Source organism: Brevibacillus aydinogluensis (genome assembly GCF_961514395.1).
GTDB classification, from domain to species: Bacteria; Bacillota; Bacilli; order Brevibacillales; family Brevibacillaceae; genus Brevibacillus; species Brevibacillus aydinogluensis.
In genome coordinates this window covers 3,263,927-3,282,076 of the sequence record NZ_OY569118.1, presented here as the reverse complement: position 1 = coordinate 3,282,076, position 18,150 = coordinate 3,263,927, and the positions used below count along the sequence as shown (strand labels likewise).

Here is an 18,150-nt window from a genome sequence, read left to right as displayed (position 1 = left end):
TAAACCAAAGGAAACCATGAGTTGTGTGCGAAACTGGAGAAGTTAAAGGGTTAGTGGTTTATGAAGTGGGTATAATGAAGAGGGATGATGGGCAAAATAGATAATTTGTATACATCATCGAGAGTTATACCAGTACAACCGGCACTCTACCCTGATGTCCGCCTTCCGGCACATCAAAGATCCGAAGTTCATGCACTGTGTGATCCGGGAAAAGGGGGAAGTGTACAAAGCGCTCAAGACGTTTTTCGGGAAAAAGGAAGTCAGTACGGGATGAGTGCAGAGGAAACCGGACGGGTACCGTCCGGTTTTTTGCGTCTGTTCCTCCGGTGCGGCTACAGTACGGCCAGCACTCCGTTCCACAGATCGATGCGGGCACGAAGCGACTGCACGGCCGTTCGTTCTGCCTCCGCCTGTTTTTCCGGGGAGTCTTCACACAAGGCGGTCAGCAGCTTTTCCGCCAGCGGGCCGTGTTCGTCCCCGTCCAGTTCGATGTGCCGCTGCAGGTAGTAGTTCAGCCGTTTGGTCGACTGGCCGTTTCGGTTCAGTTCGTCGACCAGCACCTGAAACATGTCCGGGATGATGTCTTCCCGTCCGAAGAAGAAGGCAGCGCATACTTCGTGGGTTCCGCCGTTTTTCGCCAGGTCCAGGGTATGGCGGACAAAGCGAAAGACGGATTCCGGAACTTCCGCGGCCTTGAGCGCTGCAAGCGGGTCTTGTCCGGCCTGCAGTTCGGCCAGAAAGCGATTGATGGGACCGGTATCCGCGCCGCATTCGTTCATCGCTTCCACGTATAATTCGAAATGGCTGGCATAGCCGCCTTGACCGTCTTCATCGGTCTCCTCGCCCAGCACAATCTCGTTGATAAAACGGGCGTACTGGCTGTGTCGGGACGGCATCCAGGGAACCTCCGTGCAGGTCAGGTCCCGCTGCAGCCGTTTCAACAGGCTCATAAAGTCCCATACAGCAAACACGTGGTGCTGCATGAAGATACGGACGCGCTCGGGCGTGTTGATCTCCCGGTACACGGGGTGTTTCAACAGTTCTTCGCGAATCGTGCGGATGTTGTTCATCAGCTTTGGTTCCTTTCCTTGAGCGATGGCCCCTCGCAGGGTCGTTTTTGCTATGGTACAGATTTTATTATGGCACAGACAGTTGACCGGCGTCCGTGACAGCTGTGTGTCATGTTCGGGAGGGCTGGGAAAAACCTGTCTGCCCGGCTCCAGGCGCTTTGGAAATGGGTACCGCATACACAACGGGCCGCTCTTCCTCGGCAGCTCATGCGTTTGCGACCAATGCGACGAGGGACAAGTCTACAAAAAAACGGCCTAATAGCGAGATTTATGGAAGAGTATGGAGAAAACGAATTGTAATGTGGGAAATATCCTCATTTTTAGTGAAAGTCGGGAAAAATCGCTGAAATCCACGGTTGCCAGGAAGTTATCATAATTTTACCATATGAATTGTTAGCACTCACACCAATCGAGTGCTAACAGTAGTGGTGCGACAAGCGTGAAGAACACAGGCTTCAGCCGGTTCGACGCCGCACGTTACCGTTGTCTTTCCAGAACCCATACGGCACATCGCTGTTAGTTCCTGAGTGCTGTGTAACAAAAAAGAAGATTGTTCATAAATGGAAATTTTTTATTTCTCATTTTTCCAAATGAAGGTAAAAGATTTCGTTTATGTGCAAGCTTCTTTTTTATTTTCTCAAAAAAGGGAGGATGATGACTCGTGAAGGCATTGCTGTTGGCGGGTGGTTTGGGCACCCGGCTGAGACCGCTGACGGAAAATCTGGCAAAACCAATGGCTTTGGTGGGAAACCGCCCGTGGCTGGAGCATCTCATCGTTCACCTCAAACAGCAGGGAATCGTCGATTTTGTGATTGCCGTCAAGCATTATCCGGAAATGATTCAACGGTACTTTGGCGACGGACAGGCGTGGGGCGTCAACATCGAATACGCCGTGGAAAAAAAACTGTTGGGCACGGCAGGGGCGATCAAAAACGCGGAAACACTGCTGAGCGACCGTTTTTTGGCGGTCAATGCGGACATCGTTCACCAGGTCTCGCTGCTCCCGCTGCTGGACTTCCACGTGAAGCACAAGGGAGGCGTCACGATCGGGCTGACCGAGGTGGATGACCCGTCGCAGTTCGGCGTGGTGGAACAGCGTGACACCGGGGAAATTATCCGCTTCGTGGAAAAGCCGGACAAGGAGTCGGCGCCGTCCAACCGGATTAACGCCGGTATCTACGTGATGGAAAAAGAGGTGCTGAAGTGGATACCGCAGGGACGGGAAGTTTCGATCGAACGGGAGACGTTCCCGCTGCTGATCGAACGGAACGTGGGGGTCTACGGCACGTTGATCGACGGCTACTGGATGGATCTGGGGACGAAAAACCGTTACCGGCAGGTGCACTGGGACCTCTTGGACCGCAAGCTGTCCCTGCCGCTGCGAGAAAAAGAACACGGCACGGGCATCCTGATCGGGGAGGAGAGCGAGGTCGCCCAAGGCGTGCTGATCGTGCCGCCGGTGCTGATCGGCCGGCGGGTAAAAATCGGCGAGCGGAGCGTGATTGGACCGTATGCGGTGATCGGCGACGGCTGCGAACTGGGCAAGGGCGTCCGCTGCTCGGAAACGATCATGTGGAACGGCTGCAAGGTGCGTGACGCGGCCCAGTTGAAAAACTGCATCATTGGATACGGATTGGAGCTGGAAGCCAGCCACATATTGCATGAAGCGGTGATGAACCGGACAGCGGGAGGAGGACAAGGATGATCCAGGTGGCTTACATGAGCACGTACGTTCCGAAAAGGTGCGGACTGGCGACGTATACCCATCACCTGCGGCATTACGTGAAACAGGCGAACCTGTGGAACGCAGCGGACCCGGTGATCGTGATGACCGACGGGGATGAACAGGAGTACGGGAACGATCAGGCGCTGTGGCCGCTTGCCAAACACGACAGGGAGGCGTATCGGGCGATGGCGCAGAGAGTGAACGCGAGCGGCGTGTCGGTCGTCTCCCTGCAGCATGAGTTTGGCATTTTTGGCGGGGAAGCAGGGGCGTATGTGCTGGACTTTGTACGCGAGCTGAAAAAACCGCTGGTCACGACCTTCCACACCGTGTTTGCCTCGCCTAAGGAACCGTACCGGTCGATTCAGCGGGAGATTGCCGAACGGAGCGATCGGATCGTCGTAATGAATCGCCGGGCCGTCGGCTATCTGCGGCAGTCGTTCGGGATTCCGGAAGCGAAAATCGCGTTTATCCCGCACGGCACCCCCGTCCCCGACCCGCAGCAGCGGGAGGCTGTTCGGCAGCGGTTGAACTGGGCGGATAAAAAAGTCGTGATGACGTTTGGCCTGCTCAGCCGCGGAAAAGGGTTGGAACTGATTTTGGAGGCGCTGCCGCAAGCGGTCAAGGATGTCCCCAACCTGCTCTACGCGGTGGTCGGCCAAACCCATCCGGAAGTGAAGAAACGGGAAGGAGAAGCGTACCGGGAGGAGCTGATGGAGCTGATCCGGCGAAACCGCCTGGAACGCCATGTGGTGATGATCGACCGGTACGTGGACGAAGCGGAACTGGTCCAATTTCTGACGGCGTGCGATTTGTACGTCACCCCTTACCCGGGAATGGAGCAGATCACCAGCGGCACGCTGGCCTATGCCGTCGGGCTGGGACGTCCGGTGTTGAGCACGCCGTACAGCTATGCCCAGGATTTGCTGGAGGGCTGCGACGAGCTGCTGATTCCGTATGGCGAGCCCGACCGGTGGGCGGAAAAAATCGCGTCGCTCTTGCGTGACGACAGCCTGAGGCGGGACTGGGAGGCAAAGATCGGCCGCGTCGGCTCCGCCATGCACTGGCCGCAGATCGGCAAGCGCTGCGCTTCCCTGTTTGCCACCCTCTCCAAACAGTCCGGCAGCACGTTTGAACAGACGGAGGGGACACCCGTTGCGGCCCTTTCCCGTTAGCTTTCGACACCTGGAGAGAATGACCGATGACACCGGACTGTTGGAGCACTGTCTCGGAAACATCCCGCGCCGCCGGGAGGGCTATACAACCGATGACAACGCCAGAGCGCTGTGGGCGTGTGCCGTTTGGCGGCAGCATGCGAACCGGACAGGCGACCGCGATTTGCTGGCGACCCTTGACCGCCTGATCGACCGCTATCTCGGGTTTCTTCTGTGGGTTCAGCAGGAGGATGGCAGCTTTCACAACAACATCGGCTACGACCGCAGGCCGGAACCGGAGAAGCCGTCCGACGACTGTCTCGGACGTGCGCTGTGGGCGTGCGCGGTCGCATCGGCGTCGCTTCCCGACAGCGGCCGGCGGTTTGTCGCCTCCCAACTGCTTGCCAAAGGGCTGCCGCGGGCGACGGCGATGAAGTTTCCGCGCGGATGGGCCTTCGCGCTGGCAGCGTGCAGCTTTTTGGCCAGGAACGGCAGCGGCTCTGCCGATTCTGCCGCCTGCATGGAGCTGATCGAGCTGTTTGAAGAACGGCTGATCCGGCTGTACCGGGAGGCGTCCGGAGATGGTTGGCATTGGTTCGAGCCGGTGATGACCTACGGAAACGGCGTACTGCCGTGGGCGCTGTTTTCCGCCTACCGCGTGACGAAGCGGGAGGAGACGCTGGAAATAGCCAAAGAGAGTCTCCATTTTCTGATCGCCAAGATGACCGGACAAAACGGCGTGATTCGCCCCATCGGCAACCGGGGCTGGTGCACGCCGCAGTCCCGCAGCGACTGGGATCAGCAGCCGTTGGAAGTAATGAAACTGGCGCTCGCTTCGGCGGAAGCCCATGCGGTACTGGCTGATCCTATGTACTGGCAAACAGTGGAAAAATGCCGGGCGTGGTTTTACGGCGGCAACGATGGAGCCGTGCCGATGGCAGATGCGGCGGAAGGCAGCTGCTGCGACGGACTGACACCAAACGGAGCCAATCTGAATCGGGGAGCGGAATCGACCCTGTCCTACTTGCTGACGGAAGCGATTTATCACAATGCGGTGACTGGAGGTTGATGCATATGGACGTTACGGCTGCACACGGCATTCACATCCCGTCCCACGTTTTCCGGGAGTACGACATCAGGGGCAGAGCCGGGAAAGAGATTCATCCGGCGTTTGCCTGGCTCCTGGGGAGAGCGTTTGGCCGAAAGCTGAAGGCGGCCGGGCTGGACAAGGCGGTCGTGGGGAGGGATAACCGGAAATCCTCGCCGGAGCTGCAAACCGCTCTGATGGCCGGGCTTCTTCGCTCGGACATCCGCGTCGTCGATATCGGTGAGGTGACGACACCGATGTTTTACTACAGCCTGGAGCATCTGGACATTCCTTCCGGGCTGATCGTGACGGCAAGCCACAACCCCGGTGACGAGAACGGCTTTAAAATTGCCATGGACAAGACCACCATCTACGGCGAGGCGATTCAGGACCTGTACAACACCATGCGCGCGCTGCTCGCCGAGGAAGGCGTGCCGCACCAACCTTTCTCCCTACAGGAAGGAGTGGAGCGGGTGGACATCGAACAGCCCTATCTGGCGATGCTCAGGGAAAAAATTGTCCTTGGACCGCGCAAAGTGAAGGTGGTGGCTGACTGCGGCAACGGCACCCCCTCGCCGTTCGTGCCGAAAGCGCTGGTCCAGTGGGGCTGCGAAGTGGTTCCGCTCTACTGTGAATCCGATCCCAATTTCCCTCATCATCATCCCGATCCGGTCGACCCGAAAAACCTGCAGGACTTGATTCGCAAGGTGCGCGAAGAAAAAGCCGACCTCGGGGTGGCCTTCGACGGCGATGGCGACCGCCTGGGCGTCGTCGACGAGCAGGGCAATGTCCTGTGGGGCGATCAGCTGATGATTTTGTTCTGGCGGGAGATCCTGCCGAAACATCCCGGATGCCAGGCGCTGGTGGAAGTAAAATGCTCGCGGGCACTGGTGGAAGAAATCGAGAAGCTGGGCGGAGTGCCCGTGTTCCACCGCACCGGCCATTCTCATATCAAAGCCTCGATGAAACGGCTGAACGTGCCGTTTACCGGTGAAATGTCCGGCCACATCTTCTTCAAGGACGAGTATTTCGGCTTTGACGACGCGCTCTACGCGGCGGGGCGGCTGCTTCGCATCTTGACCAACAGCGACAAGCCGCTGTCAGCGTTGTTTGCCGACATTCCCCGCTACCACGCCACGCCGGAGACGAGAGTCCCCTGCGAGGAAAGCAAAAAGCGGACCATCCTGGACAAGGTCAAACAGTATTTCCGGCCCGAGCGCGAGATTATTGACGTGGACGGCGCGAGGGTGATCTTCCCGAACGGCTGGGGACTGATCCGCGCCTCCAACACGCAGCCGATTTTGGTCCTGCGGGCGGAGGCGGAATCGGCGGAAGGGCTGGCCGAGATCAAACGGGAGATCGAGAAGTCTCTTGCGTTTGCCGATTCCGCGCTGACGGTGGACTGGTAACCTCGAAACAGCGGACTCGTGTACCCGTACCATCTTGTCGTGATTCGCTGGCAGTGCCTGTTTGCATACTGAGATCAACCGGGGTGAGTGAGGAAAATGAACGCGTATCCGTTACTGTTTTCACCGATGTATCATCAACGGATTTGGGGCGGCAATCGCCTGCGTACATTATTCGGCTATCCCATTCCCAGTGAGCAGACGGGTGAGGCGTGGGTCATATCCGATCACCCGAAAGGCAGAACCACGATCAGAAACGGCGTCTATCGCGGAAAGACGATCAGCGAACTGCTGGCGGAACAGCCCGATTGGTTTGCGCCGAAGCGTCCGGACCGCTTTCCGCTGTTGGTGAAACTGTTGGACGCCAACGACTCGTTATCCGTACAGGTACATCCCGACGACCGCTTTGCCCATGTCCATGAGAACGGCGAACTGGGAAAGGCGGAATGCTGGTACGTCGTGCACGCCGAACCTGGAGCAGAAATCGTGTACGGCCATACCGCCAGGACGCGGGAGGAACTGGCGGAGATGGTGAAGGCCAGCCGCTGGGACGACCTGTTGGTGCGAGTCCCGGTGCGGACCGGCGACTTCTTCTACATTCCGCACGGCACGCTCCACGCGCTGGGCAAAGGCATTGTCGTCCTGGAAATTCAGCAAAACTCAGACGCCACATACCGCGCCTACGACTACGACCGCGTCGACCAGTCCGGACGGAAGCGCGAACTGCACATCGACAAGGTGCTGCAGGTAACCAATGTGCCGAACAAGCCGGCACAGATCCGGGCAAAGACAGCAGGCAGCCGCTTCCTGCAGGTGAACCACTACCTGGACAGCCCGTTTTTCACGGTAGAAAAATGGACGCTGCACGGCTCGCGCGAAGAAGAGTCCGGGGACCGGTTCTCCCTCGTGTCCGTTCTCGCCGGATCAGCCCTGCTGGAATGGAGCGGCGGTGAGCTTACGGTGAAAAAAGGGGATCACCTGCTGTTACCGAGAACATTGGGCAGGTACAGACTGGCGGGCGACATGGAAGCGATAGTCTCCTTCCCGCCGGGACAGGCGGCCACGCTGCGAAAAGCGGGCTGAACGCGTCAGATGGCGCGAGCGATGCAAAGACCCTGGCAAAGGGTCTTTTTCATTTTTTTCTGGCAGCCCACGATATTCCCTGCGCATCTGGGTTCACTACCTCATGGGCACAACCATAAGCTGGGGTATACATCATCTTTACACATGTGGAGGAGATTCTCATGCATGGTTATCCGATAGCTTTTCCCCGCTACTGGCCCAGGCTCGTACGGCAGCCGGGATTTAGCGAACCGCGCGATCGGGCGCTGGCCGCCGATATCTTGCGGGCCACCCAACGTGAAGAGCGGGCCATCAATTATTTCAGCAGGCTGATAGAGCTGGCCCCCAACGACAGCATCCGGACGGTTTTGAACATCATCCGCGACGAGCGGATCAAGCATTCCCAGCGATTCGCGACAATCTACCGGCAGTTGACCGGACGGGCGCCGCAAGTGAGGCGGGAAGAAGTGCCGGCACCGGAATCATTTGCCCGGGGATTGGAATTTGCCATCCGGGACGAGCTGGCCGCCGCCGATCTGTACCGGGACATTGCCGATCGGGCGGTGACGCTCGCGATCAGAAGGGGGTTCACCCGAGCAGCAGAAGACGAGCTGCGGCAATCCAATGTGCTGATGAACATGCTGGCACAGTTGGGAGCGTCGTAGATGGCTGGCGGAGGCCAGCTGAAAACGGGCGGCCTGTCTTTGCGGGCCGCCCGTGATCGTGTTCAGAAATTGTTGAGATCGAATGCCTATGATAATAGAATGTGCGGCTTGTGTCGGATTCGGGTTGAAAAAGCGAGGTGTGAAACTCTGAAAGCCGTATTGGTTGACGATGAACCTCTGGCTTTGTACCACCTGGAAACACTGCTGCGGGAATGCGGAGGTCTGGAAATCGTCGGGCGATATCAAAATCCCCGCCGCGCTTTGGATGAGCTTTCGCAGGTAAAGCCCGACGTCATCTTTCTAGATGTGGAGATGCCCGAGTTGAACGGCATCGAAACGGCGGAACAGGTGCTCAGACTCTCGCCTGAAACGGATCTTGTCTTTGTAACGGCCTATGATGAGTACGCGGTCAAGGCGTTTGAGCTCAACGCACTGGACTACGTGCTAAAACCGGTTCAGCGCGACCGCCTGATCAAAACGGTGCAGCGGCTGATTGACAGGCGGTATGAGACGCACGTCGTTTCGCTCGCAGGACAAGCCATCATGATCCGCTGCTTTCAGTCCCTGCAGATCGAGATTCCGCCGCGCGGACCGGAACCCATCCGCTGGCGGACGGCCAAAGCGCAGGAACTGTTTGCGTACCTGGTTCATCGGCGGGGCCAGCCCGTTCGCAAAGATGCGCTGCTGGAATTGTTCTGGCCGGATGCGGACCACAAAAAAGGTTTTGCCCGGCTGTACACAACCATCTACCAGATCAGAAAAACATTGAAAGAGCTCAACGTCGGCATTCACATCAGCAACTGCGACGACGGCTATCTGCTGGACATGAAACACGTCAGGGTGGATGTGGATGAATGGGAGCGCGGCATAAGGATGTGGTCCCCCGTTACGCGGGAAAGACTGTCCGAACACTTGCGCTTGCTTGAATTGTACCGCGGAGATTACCTGGACGACTACGACTACATATGGGCGGAAAGCGAGCGGCAGCGGCTGCGGACGCACTGGTTTTACCACGCGAATCATGTAGCCGGCTATCTGGAGTCTGTTGGCGAATACGCCCGAGCGCTGGCCGTCTATCACCGCATCCAGCGCTTTCACCCGCATGTGGAAGAGACGTACGTAAAGCTGATGAAGCTGTATGACAGACTAGGCGACCGCAATGCCGTGGTGAGAGAGTACATGAACCTGAACAGGATGTTGAGCGAAGAGTACGGCGTCGCCCCCCACAAGGCCGTTCGGGAGTGGTATCTGCGTTGGAAGAAAACGCAAAGCAGGTAGTCTCTTCTCGGCCCCGGATTGGCTCGAAAGTCATGTGCGTCATGTCATACTTTGCGAGCGGCGAAATATGGTAAGAAGGAGGGAATATACTAGTGCGGCACCAGGACAGAAGAAATGGGGAGTACCAGTGAAAACGACCATGATTGTCGATGACACGGCGTTGACCAGGGGAATCCTTCGCGACATGCTCGAATCGCTCGGGCTGAAGGTGGTGGTGGAGACGGAGTCGGGAGAGGAGGCGGTCAAACAATTTATGCTGTTCCGTCCCGACCTGGTCGCCGTGGATGTATCTACACCCGCCATGGACGAATTGGCGGTGGTGAAAAAGATCAGGAAAATCGACGGAAAGGCCAAGATCATCGTCTGTTCAGCCGTTGTGCAGCGGGATGCCATCATGCGGACGATCGACGCGGGCGCGTCCGACTTTCTGGCCAAACCGCTGCAGAAAGACCGGGTGGCATGGGCCATTCAACACCTCAAAGAAATCGGATAACAGATAGGAGAAAAGTACCGAGCAGAGCCGGCAAGCCGCGAACGGTTTCGGGAACCACGCACAAGTGATCGCCCGACAGCGAGCGGATGAAAAGCCTCCGCGCGAAAAAACTCGATAATCATACGTGGCAAGATGGTTGATCGCCATAGTATAATAGTCCTATTCATTGGCTATGTATGGAAATTTTCCTCGTCCCGACCGCCCTGTATTCACCTCATACCTGCTTAACGCCCGTTGAAATATCAAAGCAGACCAACAGCCGGCAGACTAGGCGCATCTGCAGCGGCAGCAGTCGGAGACGAGGCGTCTGCGGCCTGCGTGAGCAGACACGACAGCACAAGCAGGAATGCAACGAATGAATCAAATGATCTAGGTTTTCGTACTTGTTCAAGGTCTTATGTCCCAAAGCGGATGGGAATTCCGAATAAAACGAACGTAATTGTCAATTGTTGTCGATTGTCTATTGGAGGTGTCTGTGCGTGAACGTTCTCGTAACGGGAGGATATGGCTTCATCGGGTCCTCGGTGGTCGAACGTTTTCACAAAGAGGGTCATCGGGTGTACATTATCGACAACCTGTCTACGGGCAGGCGGGAACGCGTGACCGTCCCCCACAAAGCGTACATCTACAGCGTGGATGACCGGGCCTGCGAAGAAGTATTTCGCAGCGTGGGATTCGACGTCGTGGTTCACCTGGCGGCCCATACGAGCGTCATGGACTCACTGGAACGCCCCTGCCACGATGCGGAGGCGAACATCCTCGGGCTGCTCAACATGCTGAATTGCGTGCGGCTGCACGGCGTCAAAAAGTTTATTTTCGCTTCGTCCGCGGCCGTCTACGGCGATACCGCCCAGCTTCCGATCCGTGAAGAGACAGCCTGCCATCCGCTGTCGCCCTACGGGATGAACAAGCGGCTGGGAGAGATGTACTGCGAGAAATGGCAGGAGTTGTACAAGCTCGATACCTTGTGCCTGCGCTTCTCCAACGTATACGGCCCCCGTCAGAGCAGCTCAGGGGAAGGGAGCGTCATTTCCGCCTTTCTGAACCAGGCACGGGAAGGCAAACCGCTGTATGTCTTTGGCGACGGAACGCAGACGCGCGATTTCATCTACGTCGACGATGTGGCCGATGCCATTTACCGCGGCGCCACGAGCAATGTGACGGGCATCTACAACGTGTCGACGGGCGTGGAAACCAGTGTGAACGAGCTGATCGAGCTGGTCCGAACGCTGGTTCCGATAAATGATGTCCAGTACCTCGACAGCAGGCCGGGCGAGATCACCCGCTCCTTGCTGGACAACAGCCGGCTGAAGCACGACCTGGACTGGGTGCCGCTCTATTCGCTGCAGGAGGGGATTGCCAAAACCTACGAATGGATGCTGCGGCAGGAGGCGGTTGCGGCCCGTGAAGAGGCAGCACCCGCAAGAGAGACGCCCAGATGGTGGCGGATCGTCCGGCCGTATGTGGAAAACGGGCTGGCCTTTGCCGCAGTCGTCCTGCTGTCCCGCGACCAGAGCGGTCTTTTATACGAATATGGCATTGATTTTCGGCTGTTGTACATTCTGCTGATCGGGCTGCTCTACGGCTCGCGCCAGTCGTTTCTCTCCGCTGCGGCGGTGATCAGCCTGTATGTGGCCGACAACCTGGCCAACGGGCGCGCCTGGGGCTCGCTGTTGTTTGACCCGGAAACGCTGTTTGTCGCCGCAGTCTACCTGTTTTTCGGCCTGTCGGTCGGGTTTGTGCGGGACAAATACAAAAAAGAGCTGGCGTTTGCCAAAAACGAGCTGGCGGTGGAAGCGCAGCGGTATAAGCTGCTGATGGACGTGTACAAGGACACGCGCAGCGTCAAGGAGTCCCTGCAGCGACAGGTGCTGACCAACAGGGACAGCCTGGGCCGCATCCATGCGCTCGTGACCGAACTGGAGAGCCTGGAGCCGGAACAGGTGGTCAGCGCAGCGGTGAATGTGATGGAAGACCTGATGGAGTCCAGGAAAATCTCGATCTATGCCGTATCGGCGACCGGCTACTTGCGGCTGCTGTTGCAGTCCAACGACGACGAACTGCGCGCCCCCCGTTCGCTGCACCTGAGAGACGTGCCGGAACTCTCCGAGGTCGTTACGTCGCAGCGCTTGTGGGTGAACAAAAATCTGGTGCCGGAGCTGCCGATGCTGGCAGCGCCGGTGGTTCACCAGGGAGAGACGGTCGCGCTGGTCTGCGTGCACGAGCAGGGGTTTGAACAGTTTACCCTGTACCACGAAAACCTGTTTCGGATTGCCGTAGACATGATTTCCCGCTCGCTCTCCCGTGCCTTTATCTACGTGGCCGCCACGCGCAGCGAACGCTTCGTGGAGGAGACCCCGATTTTGCAGGAGGGAGCCTTTTTGGAAGTGTTGCGCAGCAAACAGGCGGCCAAGAAACGGTACCAGGCCGCGTACACCTTGCTGCACGTGGAAACCTCCGAAAACGGCTTCAAGGAAACGGCTGCGCGTCTTGCCCACCTGCTGCGCGACACGGATTATATCGGGCTGTTGCGGGGACAGCTGGTGCTGCTCCTGTCCAACTCCGGGCCGGAAGAGGCCGGGGCGGCAATGGAGCGGCTGCAAAAATACGGCGTGGCAACGCGCCTGGTGAGCGAGGATACGGTCTATGCTTAACGGAGCAATTGCGGCTTATTACGTGCTGACGGCGGTGTATCTGGTGATCCTGTTTCGCCGCCGGGAACCGATGCGCGGCGGCAGGGCAGCGCTGGCCTGCCTGCTCCCGTTTGCCGGGTTGCCGCTGGTGTTGGTCGCCAGCAGGGCGGGGGCCAAGAGTGCGTCCGCCAATCCGGACCGATTCGCCGACGTGGTGGGACTGAAGGCGGATTCGGGAGGCGTCCTGGTCAAAGTGGATCTGGAGAAGGAGACGTCGATTGTGCCGATTGAAGAGGCACTGGTGCTCAATGATCACACCACCCGCCGCCGGATCGTGATGGACGCTCTCAAGGAGGAAACGCTGGACCTCGTCAGCTACCTCGCCAAGGCCGCCCGAAACGATGACAGTGAAACCGCCCACTACGCCGTCACCGCCATTGTGGAAATGAAACGGGGGATGATGGCCGAACTGCAGCGGTGGTCGGTCGAACGGGAGCGTTCCCCTGATGATCCGACCGTGTTGGCCGGGTATGCCAACGCGTTGAAGCGGTATATCGGCAGCGGGCTGATGGATGCCGAGATGGAGCGCACCTACCGCCTGCAGCAGGCGGATGTACTGGAGCGTTTGATCCGACGTGAGGACTGCGGGGAAGAGGCGTTTGCCGACAAGGTGGAATGCGAACTTCTCCTGCGCCGCTACGACAGGGCAGAAGCAGCCTGCGAGCGGTTTCTCCAGGCTTATCCGCAATCGGAGATGGCTTATTACACGGCGCTGAAACTGTATTACTCGCTGCGGGCCGTCATGAAGTTTCACGAGACGCTGAACAGGCTGAAAGAATCGTCCATCACCGTGTCGTATCCGACTTTGCAGATTATCCGGTACTGGAGCAGGGATTTCGTATGATAATCAGGACAAAATCGCTCAGACGCATGATTGTGCTGCTCGTCTTCGTACTCCTGCTGACGCTGTTGATGCAGATGTCCCGTTCAACGCTGGTGATGCGCTGGAATGGGTTCAACGACGGACTTAGTGCCAAGGCCGCGGCCCGCAACGCGCTGACGCCTGCGGAGCTGGCCCGCATCGATCAGGAACGGCTGGTCATCCTGGCAGACCCGAATGACGCGATGAGCCAAAAGGTGGCGTATCAGGCGGAACAACTCCTGATCGGGATGAAAAAGCAGTTTGAGCGGTTGCCTGTGGGAAGCGCCGTGCCTGTTCCAGCGCCCGATGGCGTGATTGTGACCGTGTCCGATTTGACCCGGCTTGCCGGATCGGAATGGCTGAACGGCTACGTGGCGCGGGGCGGCCGCGTATTGCTGGCGATCGAGCCGGACAACAACGAGGCGTTTTCCGCCATGTACCGCCGGCTGGATATCGTTGAGATCGGCACGTACGTGGATACCAGCGAGATTCACCTCCACACCAACGTGCTGCTCGGGTTTGCCGGCAGCGTGTTTCGCGATCCCGGCCTGCAGAATCACGTGCTGCGCGTCAAGCTGGGACAGCGCAGCCGCGTTCACGTCTCGGCGGGGGAACATGTGCCGCTGTTGTGGGAGGCGCCGTATGAAAAGGGAGCCTACATTGTGTTCAACAGCGTGCTGCTGCAGGAGAAGATCAACCGCGGACTGTTTGCGGGCGCCATCGGCGTGCTGCTGCCCGACCTGATCTATCCGGTGCTCAACGCCAAACTGATGTTTCTCGACGACTTTCCCGCCCCGTTCCCCCAGGGAACCCATCCCATCATCGACCGGGACTACCGGATGGATTTGCCGCAATTTTTCAAGAAAGTGTGGTGGCCGGACATGATCCGGCTGGCGCGCAGACACGATCTGAAGTACACAGGGGCGCTCATCGTCACTTACAGCGACCGGGTTACCCCGCCGTTTGACTGGGAGAACGAAGCGGACGTCTCCAGCCTGGTGATGTACGGGCGCGAACTGCTGAAGGAAGGGGGAGAAATCGGCATCCACGGCTACAACCATCAGTCGCTGACCACCATTCCGCGGTTGTCGCGGGCGTTTGGCTACAACGTGTGGTCGAGCCAGCAGGAGATGAAGGACTCGCTTCGCTCCTTGCGGCAGTACGTCGAGTCTGTCTTTCCCCACTACCCGCTGCGTACCTACGTGCCGCCGTCCAACGCACTGGATGGTGCGGGGCGGCAGGTGCTGAAACAGGCGTTGCCCGACCTGGACAACATCTCGTCCCTCTACATCGAAGACCACCAGGATATCTCCTATGTGCAGGAATACAAACTGGCTCCCGACGGCTTGGTGGAGCTGCCGCGCGTGACGTCCGGGCACTTGATCGATGAGTACGACCGCTGGGCGATGGCCAACGCAGTCACCGCTCATGGCATCTTTTCCCACTTTGTTCACCCGGACGACGTGATTGATGAGGAACGGGGCGGCAAAGAAAGCTGGCGCGATCTGTACACGCGCCTGGATGAGTTCCTGGAACTGGTGCAGGACAAATACGGTTGGCTGCGGCCCATGACCTCGGCAGAGGCGAGCGCTGAGGCAAGGCGTACGCTAGTGAGCCAGCCTGTGTTTGAACGGCGTCCAGATGGCCTAACCGGCTACATCAACGGCTTTTCCGGCCCGCAGTACTTTCTGCTGCGGACCGACCGAAACATCGTGCGCACGAAGCAGTGCGAAGTGCGGCGCATCGATCAGGGCGCATTTCTGGTGCGCGCCGATCAAGAAATCTTTTCAATTGATTGGACGGATAAACCATGAAAATTTGTATTGTTGCGGAAGGTTCCTATCCGTATGTGACCGGCGGGGTGTCCAGTTGGATTCATGACCTGATCAACTCCATGCCCCAGCACGAGTTTGTCATATTTGCCATCGGAGCGGAGGAGCGAAACAGGGGGAGATTCTCCTACCGGCCGCCCGACAATGTATGCGAGGTTCGTGAAGTGTTTCTCGACACCTTTTTGCAGGAAGAAGGCCGCTGGGGCCGCCGGATTGAACTGAGCGGCAAAGAACGGGACGCCTTGCAGGGGCTGATTGTCGGCGAGCGGGATACCGACTGGGAGACACTGTTTCAGCTGCTGTGCGGCGGGCGCTGGGATGCGTCCACGGAATTTTTGATGAGCCAGGATTACTTTGATCTGTTGAGCGATGTGGCACGACAGCGGTACGAGCAGCTTCCGTTTCGGGAGTTGTTCTGGACGGTCCGTTCCATGCTGCTGCCGCTGATGCAGCTGCTTCGCCACCCGCTTCCCGAGGCGGACCTGTACCACGCCGTCTCGACCGGGTACGCCGGTGTCATCGCCAGTCTGGGCAAGCACCGCTACGGCCGTCCGATGCTTTTGACCGAGCACGGCATCTATTCCCGCGAGCGGGAGGAGGAGATCATCAAGGCGGACTGGGTCAAAGGGTATTTCAAAGACTTGTGGATTCGCTATTTTTACGGTCTGGCCCGCTGCGCCTACCAGTATGCCGACCAGGTGGTGACGCTGTTCAACCGAAACCGGGAGATCGAGATCGAGCTGGGCTGCCCTGAGTCAAAAATCGCGATTATCCCCAACGGCATCAAGGCGGACGAATACGTCGACCTGCCGCGAAAAACGGCGGACGACCCGGCCGTTCACATCGGTGCCATCGTGCGAGTGGTGCCGATCAAGGACATCCGGACGATGATCCAGAGCTTCGCTGTGGTCAAGCGGGAAGTGCCGCAAGCCAGGTTTAGCATCATGGGGCCGTACGACGAGGACCCGGACTACTACCGCGAATGCGTGGAACTGGCGGAAATGCTGGGCGTGCGGGATCTCACATTCACGGGCAGCGTCGACGTCAAGACTCGCATCGGCAAGCTGGACGTGGTCGTGCTTACCAGCATCAGCGAAGGGCAGCCGCTGGCCGTCCTGGAAGCGATGGCGGCGGCCAAACCGGTCGTGGCGACCGACGTCGGAAGCTGTCGGGAACTGCTCTACGGCAGCGAGGCGGACGGGGTGGAAGGCCGCGCCGGGCTGGTCGTGCCGGTGCTGGACGACAAAGAGATTGCCCGCGCCATCATCACCTTGTGCAATAGCGAATCGCTGCGCCGGGAAATGGGAGAAAACGGACGGCGCCGCGTCCTGTCGGCGTATACCCACGAGCAGTTCATTTCCCGTTACGAATCGCTGTACGCCTCGCTCGGAAAGGAGGAGAAGACATGGCAGGTATCGGCTTCCAGCTAAAGCGGCTGTTTGACCGTGAAGGCCTGTTTGGCCGCGTGCAGGCCATCTCGTACGCTTCGCTGGTGACGGTGGGGCCGATTCTGAGCTGCATGGCGGCGGTCGCGGCCGTCCATTGGCTGCTCGTCACAGAAATGGCGCCGTATCGGGCCCGGCTGCTGTTTCAGGCGGGAACAGCGTACGTCTTTGCCTTTTCGTTTATCGTCGCGGCTCCGTTCTCCATGCTGTTTACCCGGCTTGCGTCCGACCAGCTCTACGATAAACGCTACGACGAACTGCTGCCGACGTTTTACAGAAGCCTGCAGCTGGCGCTGGGCAGCGCTGCGGTGCCCGCTGCGGCTTTTCTCCTGCTGGCGCCGCTGGAGCTGGCGGAGAAGCTGGTGTTGGTTGTGATGTACATGGAGCTGATTGTCATCTGGATGGGCGTGGTGTACGTGTCGGCGATGAAAGCGTACCGCCGGATTGCCGGGGCATTTTTCGCAGGCATGCTGCTGGCGATGATTGCGGTCTGGCTGTACGTTCGTCTGGAAGGGGAGCATCTGGCAGCGTGGGGGCTGTTTGCCGGATTGGCCGGCGGATTTTTTGTCACGGCATCGGTACTGCTGTGGGAGATTGAGCGTTTCTTTCGCACACCCAAGCCGCTGTATCCGAATGGATTGGTCTCGTATCTGCGCCAGTATCCCTCCCTGTTGGCGATCGGCCTGTTCACCGCCTTCTCGATGTATGCGCATCAGTTTGCCCAGTGGGTGTTTCACGGCGAGTGGCTGGAGGGGACGTTTCTGCTTGCTCCGGAATACGATGTGGCCGTCTACTACGCCGTCCTCTCCGTGCTGCCGACGCTGGTCTGGTTCGTGGTGTCGGTGGAGACGGCATTTTACCCGAAGTATCGCCAGTATTACGACGCGATTCTTGGACAGGGAAGCATTATCGAGATCGACCGCGCCCGCCGCGAGATGGAACAGGTGCTGATCGGCGAGATGGCCAAGCTGATGGGGATTCAACTCGTCTTTTCGCTGGTGGCTGTAGCCTGCGGCATCCTGTATCTGCCCTACATCGGTTTTACCGCCCAACAGGTGGATACCTTCAACATTTTGGTTATGTCCTTTTACACGTACATCATGACCAGTGTTTCGCTGTTGCTGTTGCTCTACTTTGATGATCGAAAGGGAGCGCTGGCGCTCTCGGCGATCTTTTTGGCGGCCAACATAGCAGCTGCCTGGGCCCTGCGCGACATCGAATACCAGGGGCTGTCCCTGTTTGCCGCCTCGTTTCCCGTCCTCATCGCCACTCTGAGCAGGCTGATATACCGGCTGCGCCGGCTGCACTACGCGACGTTCAGCGCACAGCCGCTGGCATCGCGGGAGCAAGACCGGATGCGCGGCAGGGCAGGGTGACAAT

14 protein-coding genes and 1 pseudogene are annotated in these 18,150 nt (G+C 58.5%); 14 read left to right on the top strand and 1 reads right to left on the bottom strand.

Going from position 1 to position 18,150, the window contains the following annotated elements:
• Nucleotides 1-121 precede the first annotated feature (121 nt).
• A pseudogene (locus Q7F15_RS16050) lies at nt 122-274 on the top strand (sporulation protein YhbH); the annotation flags it as partial.
• Nucleotides 275-332: 58 nt separating this feature from the next.
• On the opposite strand, the gene Q7F15_RS16045 reads toward Q7F15_RS16050, so the two are convergent.
• A complete protein-coding gene (locus Q7F15_RS16045) occupies nt 333-1,070 on the bottom strand; it encodes a DUF3050 domain-containing protein (protein WP_212133192.1) in 738 nt (245 codons plus the stop codon).
• A 661-nt stretch (nt 1,071-1,731) separates the two neighbouring features.
• Between Q7F15_RS16045 and Q7F15_RS16040 the strand changes: the two genes are divergently transcribed.
• The 13 genes from Q7F15_RS16040 (at nt 1,732) to pelG (ending at nt 18,146) form a co-directional block, all read left to right on the top strand.
• Entirely contained in the window at nt 1,732-2,775 is a 1,044-nt protein-coding gene (locus Q7F15_RS16040; protein ID WP_171566578.1) for a nucleotidyltransferase family protein, read from the top strand.
• Entirely contained in the window at nt 2,772-3,968 is a 1,197-nt protein-coding gene (locus Q7F15_RS16035; RefSeq protein WP_171566579.1) for a glycosyltransferase family 4 protein, read from the top strand. Before Q7F15_RS16040 ends, Q7F15_RS16035 begins: the two co-directional genes overlap by 4 nt.
• On the top strand, nt 3,949-5,016 hold the full coding sequence (locus Q7F15_RS16030) for a glycosyl transferase (RefSeq protein ID WP_171566580.1): 1,068 nt from the start codon (nt 3,949-3,951) through the stop codon (nt 5,014-5,016). The genes Q7F15_RS16035 and Q7F15_RS16030 overlap by 20 nt, the downstream gene beginning before the upstream one ends.
• 5 nt (nt 5,017-5,021) lie before the next feature.
• A complete protein-coding gene (locus Q7F15_RS16025; protein ID WP_171566581.1) occupies nt 5,022-6,443 on the top strand; it encodes a phosphomannomutase/phosphoglucomutase in 1,422 nt (473 codons plus the stop codon).
• Nucleotides 6,444-6,539: 96 nt separating this feature from the next.
• Nucleotides 6,540-7,523, top strand: coding sequence for a mannose-6-phosphate isomerase, class I (gene manA / locus Q7F15_RS16020; protein WP_171566582.1), 984 nt, complete (start codon nt 6,540-6,542; stop codon nt 7,521-7,523).
• 161 nt (nt 7,524-7,684) lie between these two features.
• Nucleotides 7,685-8,167 (top strand): ferritin-like domain-containing protein, encoded by a 483-nt coding sequence (locus Q7F15_RS16015; RefSeq protein ID WP_171566583.1) that lies wholly within the window; start codon nt 7,685-7,687, stop codon nt 8,165-8,167.
• A 99-nt stretch (nt 8,168-8,266) separates the two neighbouring features.
• Entirely contained in the window at nt 8,267-9,445 is a 1,179-nt protein-coding gene (locus Q7F15_RS16010; protein WP_171566626.1) for a response regulator, read from the top strand.
• 127 nt (nt 9,446-9,572) lie between these two features.
• Nucleotides 9,573-9,938, top strand: coding sequence for a response regulator (locus Q7F15_RS16005; protein ID WP_212133198.1), 366 nt, complete (start codon nt 9,573-9,575; stop codon nt 9,936-9,938).
• A 479-nt stretch (nt 9,939-10,417) separates the two neighbouring features.
• Entirely contained in the window at nt 10,418-12,592 is a 2,175-nt protein-coding gene (locus tag Q7F15_RS16000) for an NAD-dependent epimerase/dehydratase family protein (RefSeq protein ID WP_304414612.1), read from the top strand.
• Complete coding sequence (locus Q7F15_RS15995) at nt 12,585-13,475, top strand: hypothetical protein (protein ID WP_171566586.1); 891 nt, start codon at nt 12,585-12,587, stop codon at nt 13,473-13,475. Before Q7F15_RS16000 ends, Q7F15_RS15995 begins: the two co-directional genes overlap by 8 nt.
• On the top strand, nt 13,472-15,307 hold the full coding sequence (locus Q7F15_RS15990) for a DUF2194 domain-containing protein (protein ID WP_304414611.1): 1,836 nt from the start codon (nt 13,472-13,474) through the stop codon (nt 15,305-15,307). The genes Q7F15_RS15995 and Q7F15_RS15990 overlap by 4 nt, the downstream gene beginning before the upstream one ends.
• Nucleotides 15,304-16,755 (top strand): GT4 family glycosyltransferase PelF, encoded by a 1,452-nt coding sequence (gene pelF, locus Q7F15_RS15985; RefSeq protein WP_304414610.1) that lies wholly within the window; start codon nt 15,304-15,306, stop codon nt 16,753-16,755. Before Q7F15_RS15990 ends, pelF begins: the two co-directional genes overlap by 4 nt.
• Nucleotides 16,731-18,146 carry an exopolysaccharide Pel transporter PelG gene (gene pelG, locus Q7F15_RS15980; protein ID WP_171566589.1) on the top strand — a complete coding sequence of 472 codons (1,416 nt, stop codon included), beginning with the start codon at nt 16,731-16,733 and terminating at the stop codon, nt 18,144-18,146. Before pelF ends, pelG begins: the two co-directional genes overlap by 25 nt.
• The last annotated feature ends 4 nt before the right edge of the window (nt 18,147-18,150 follow it).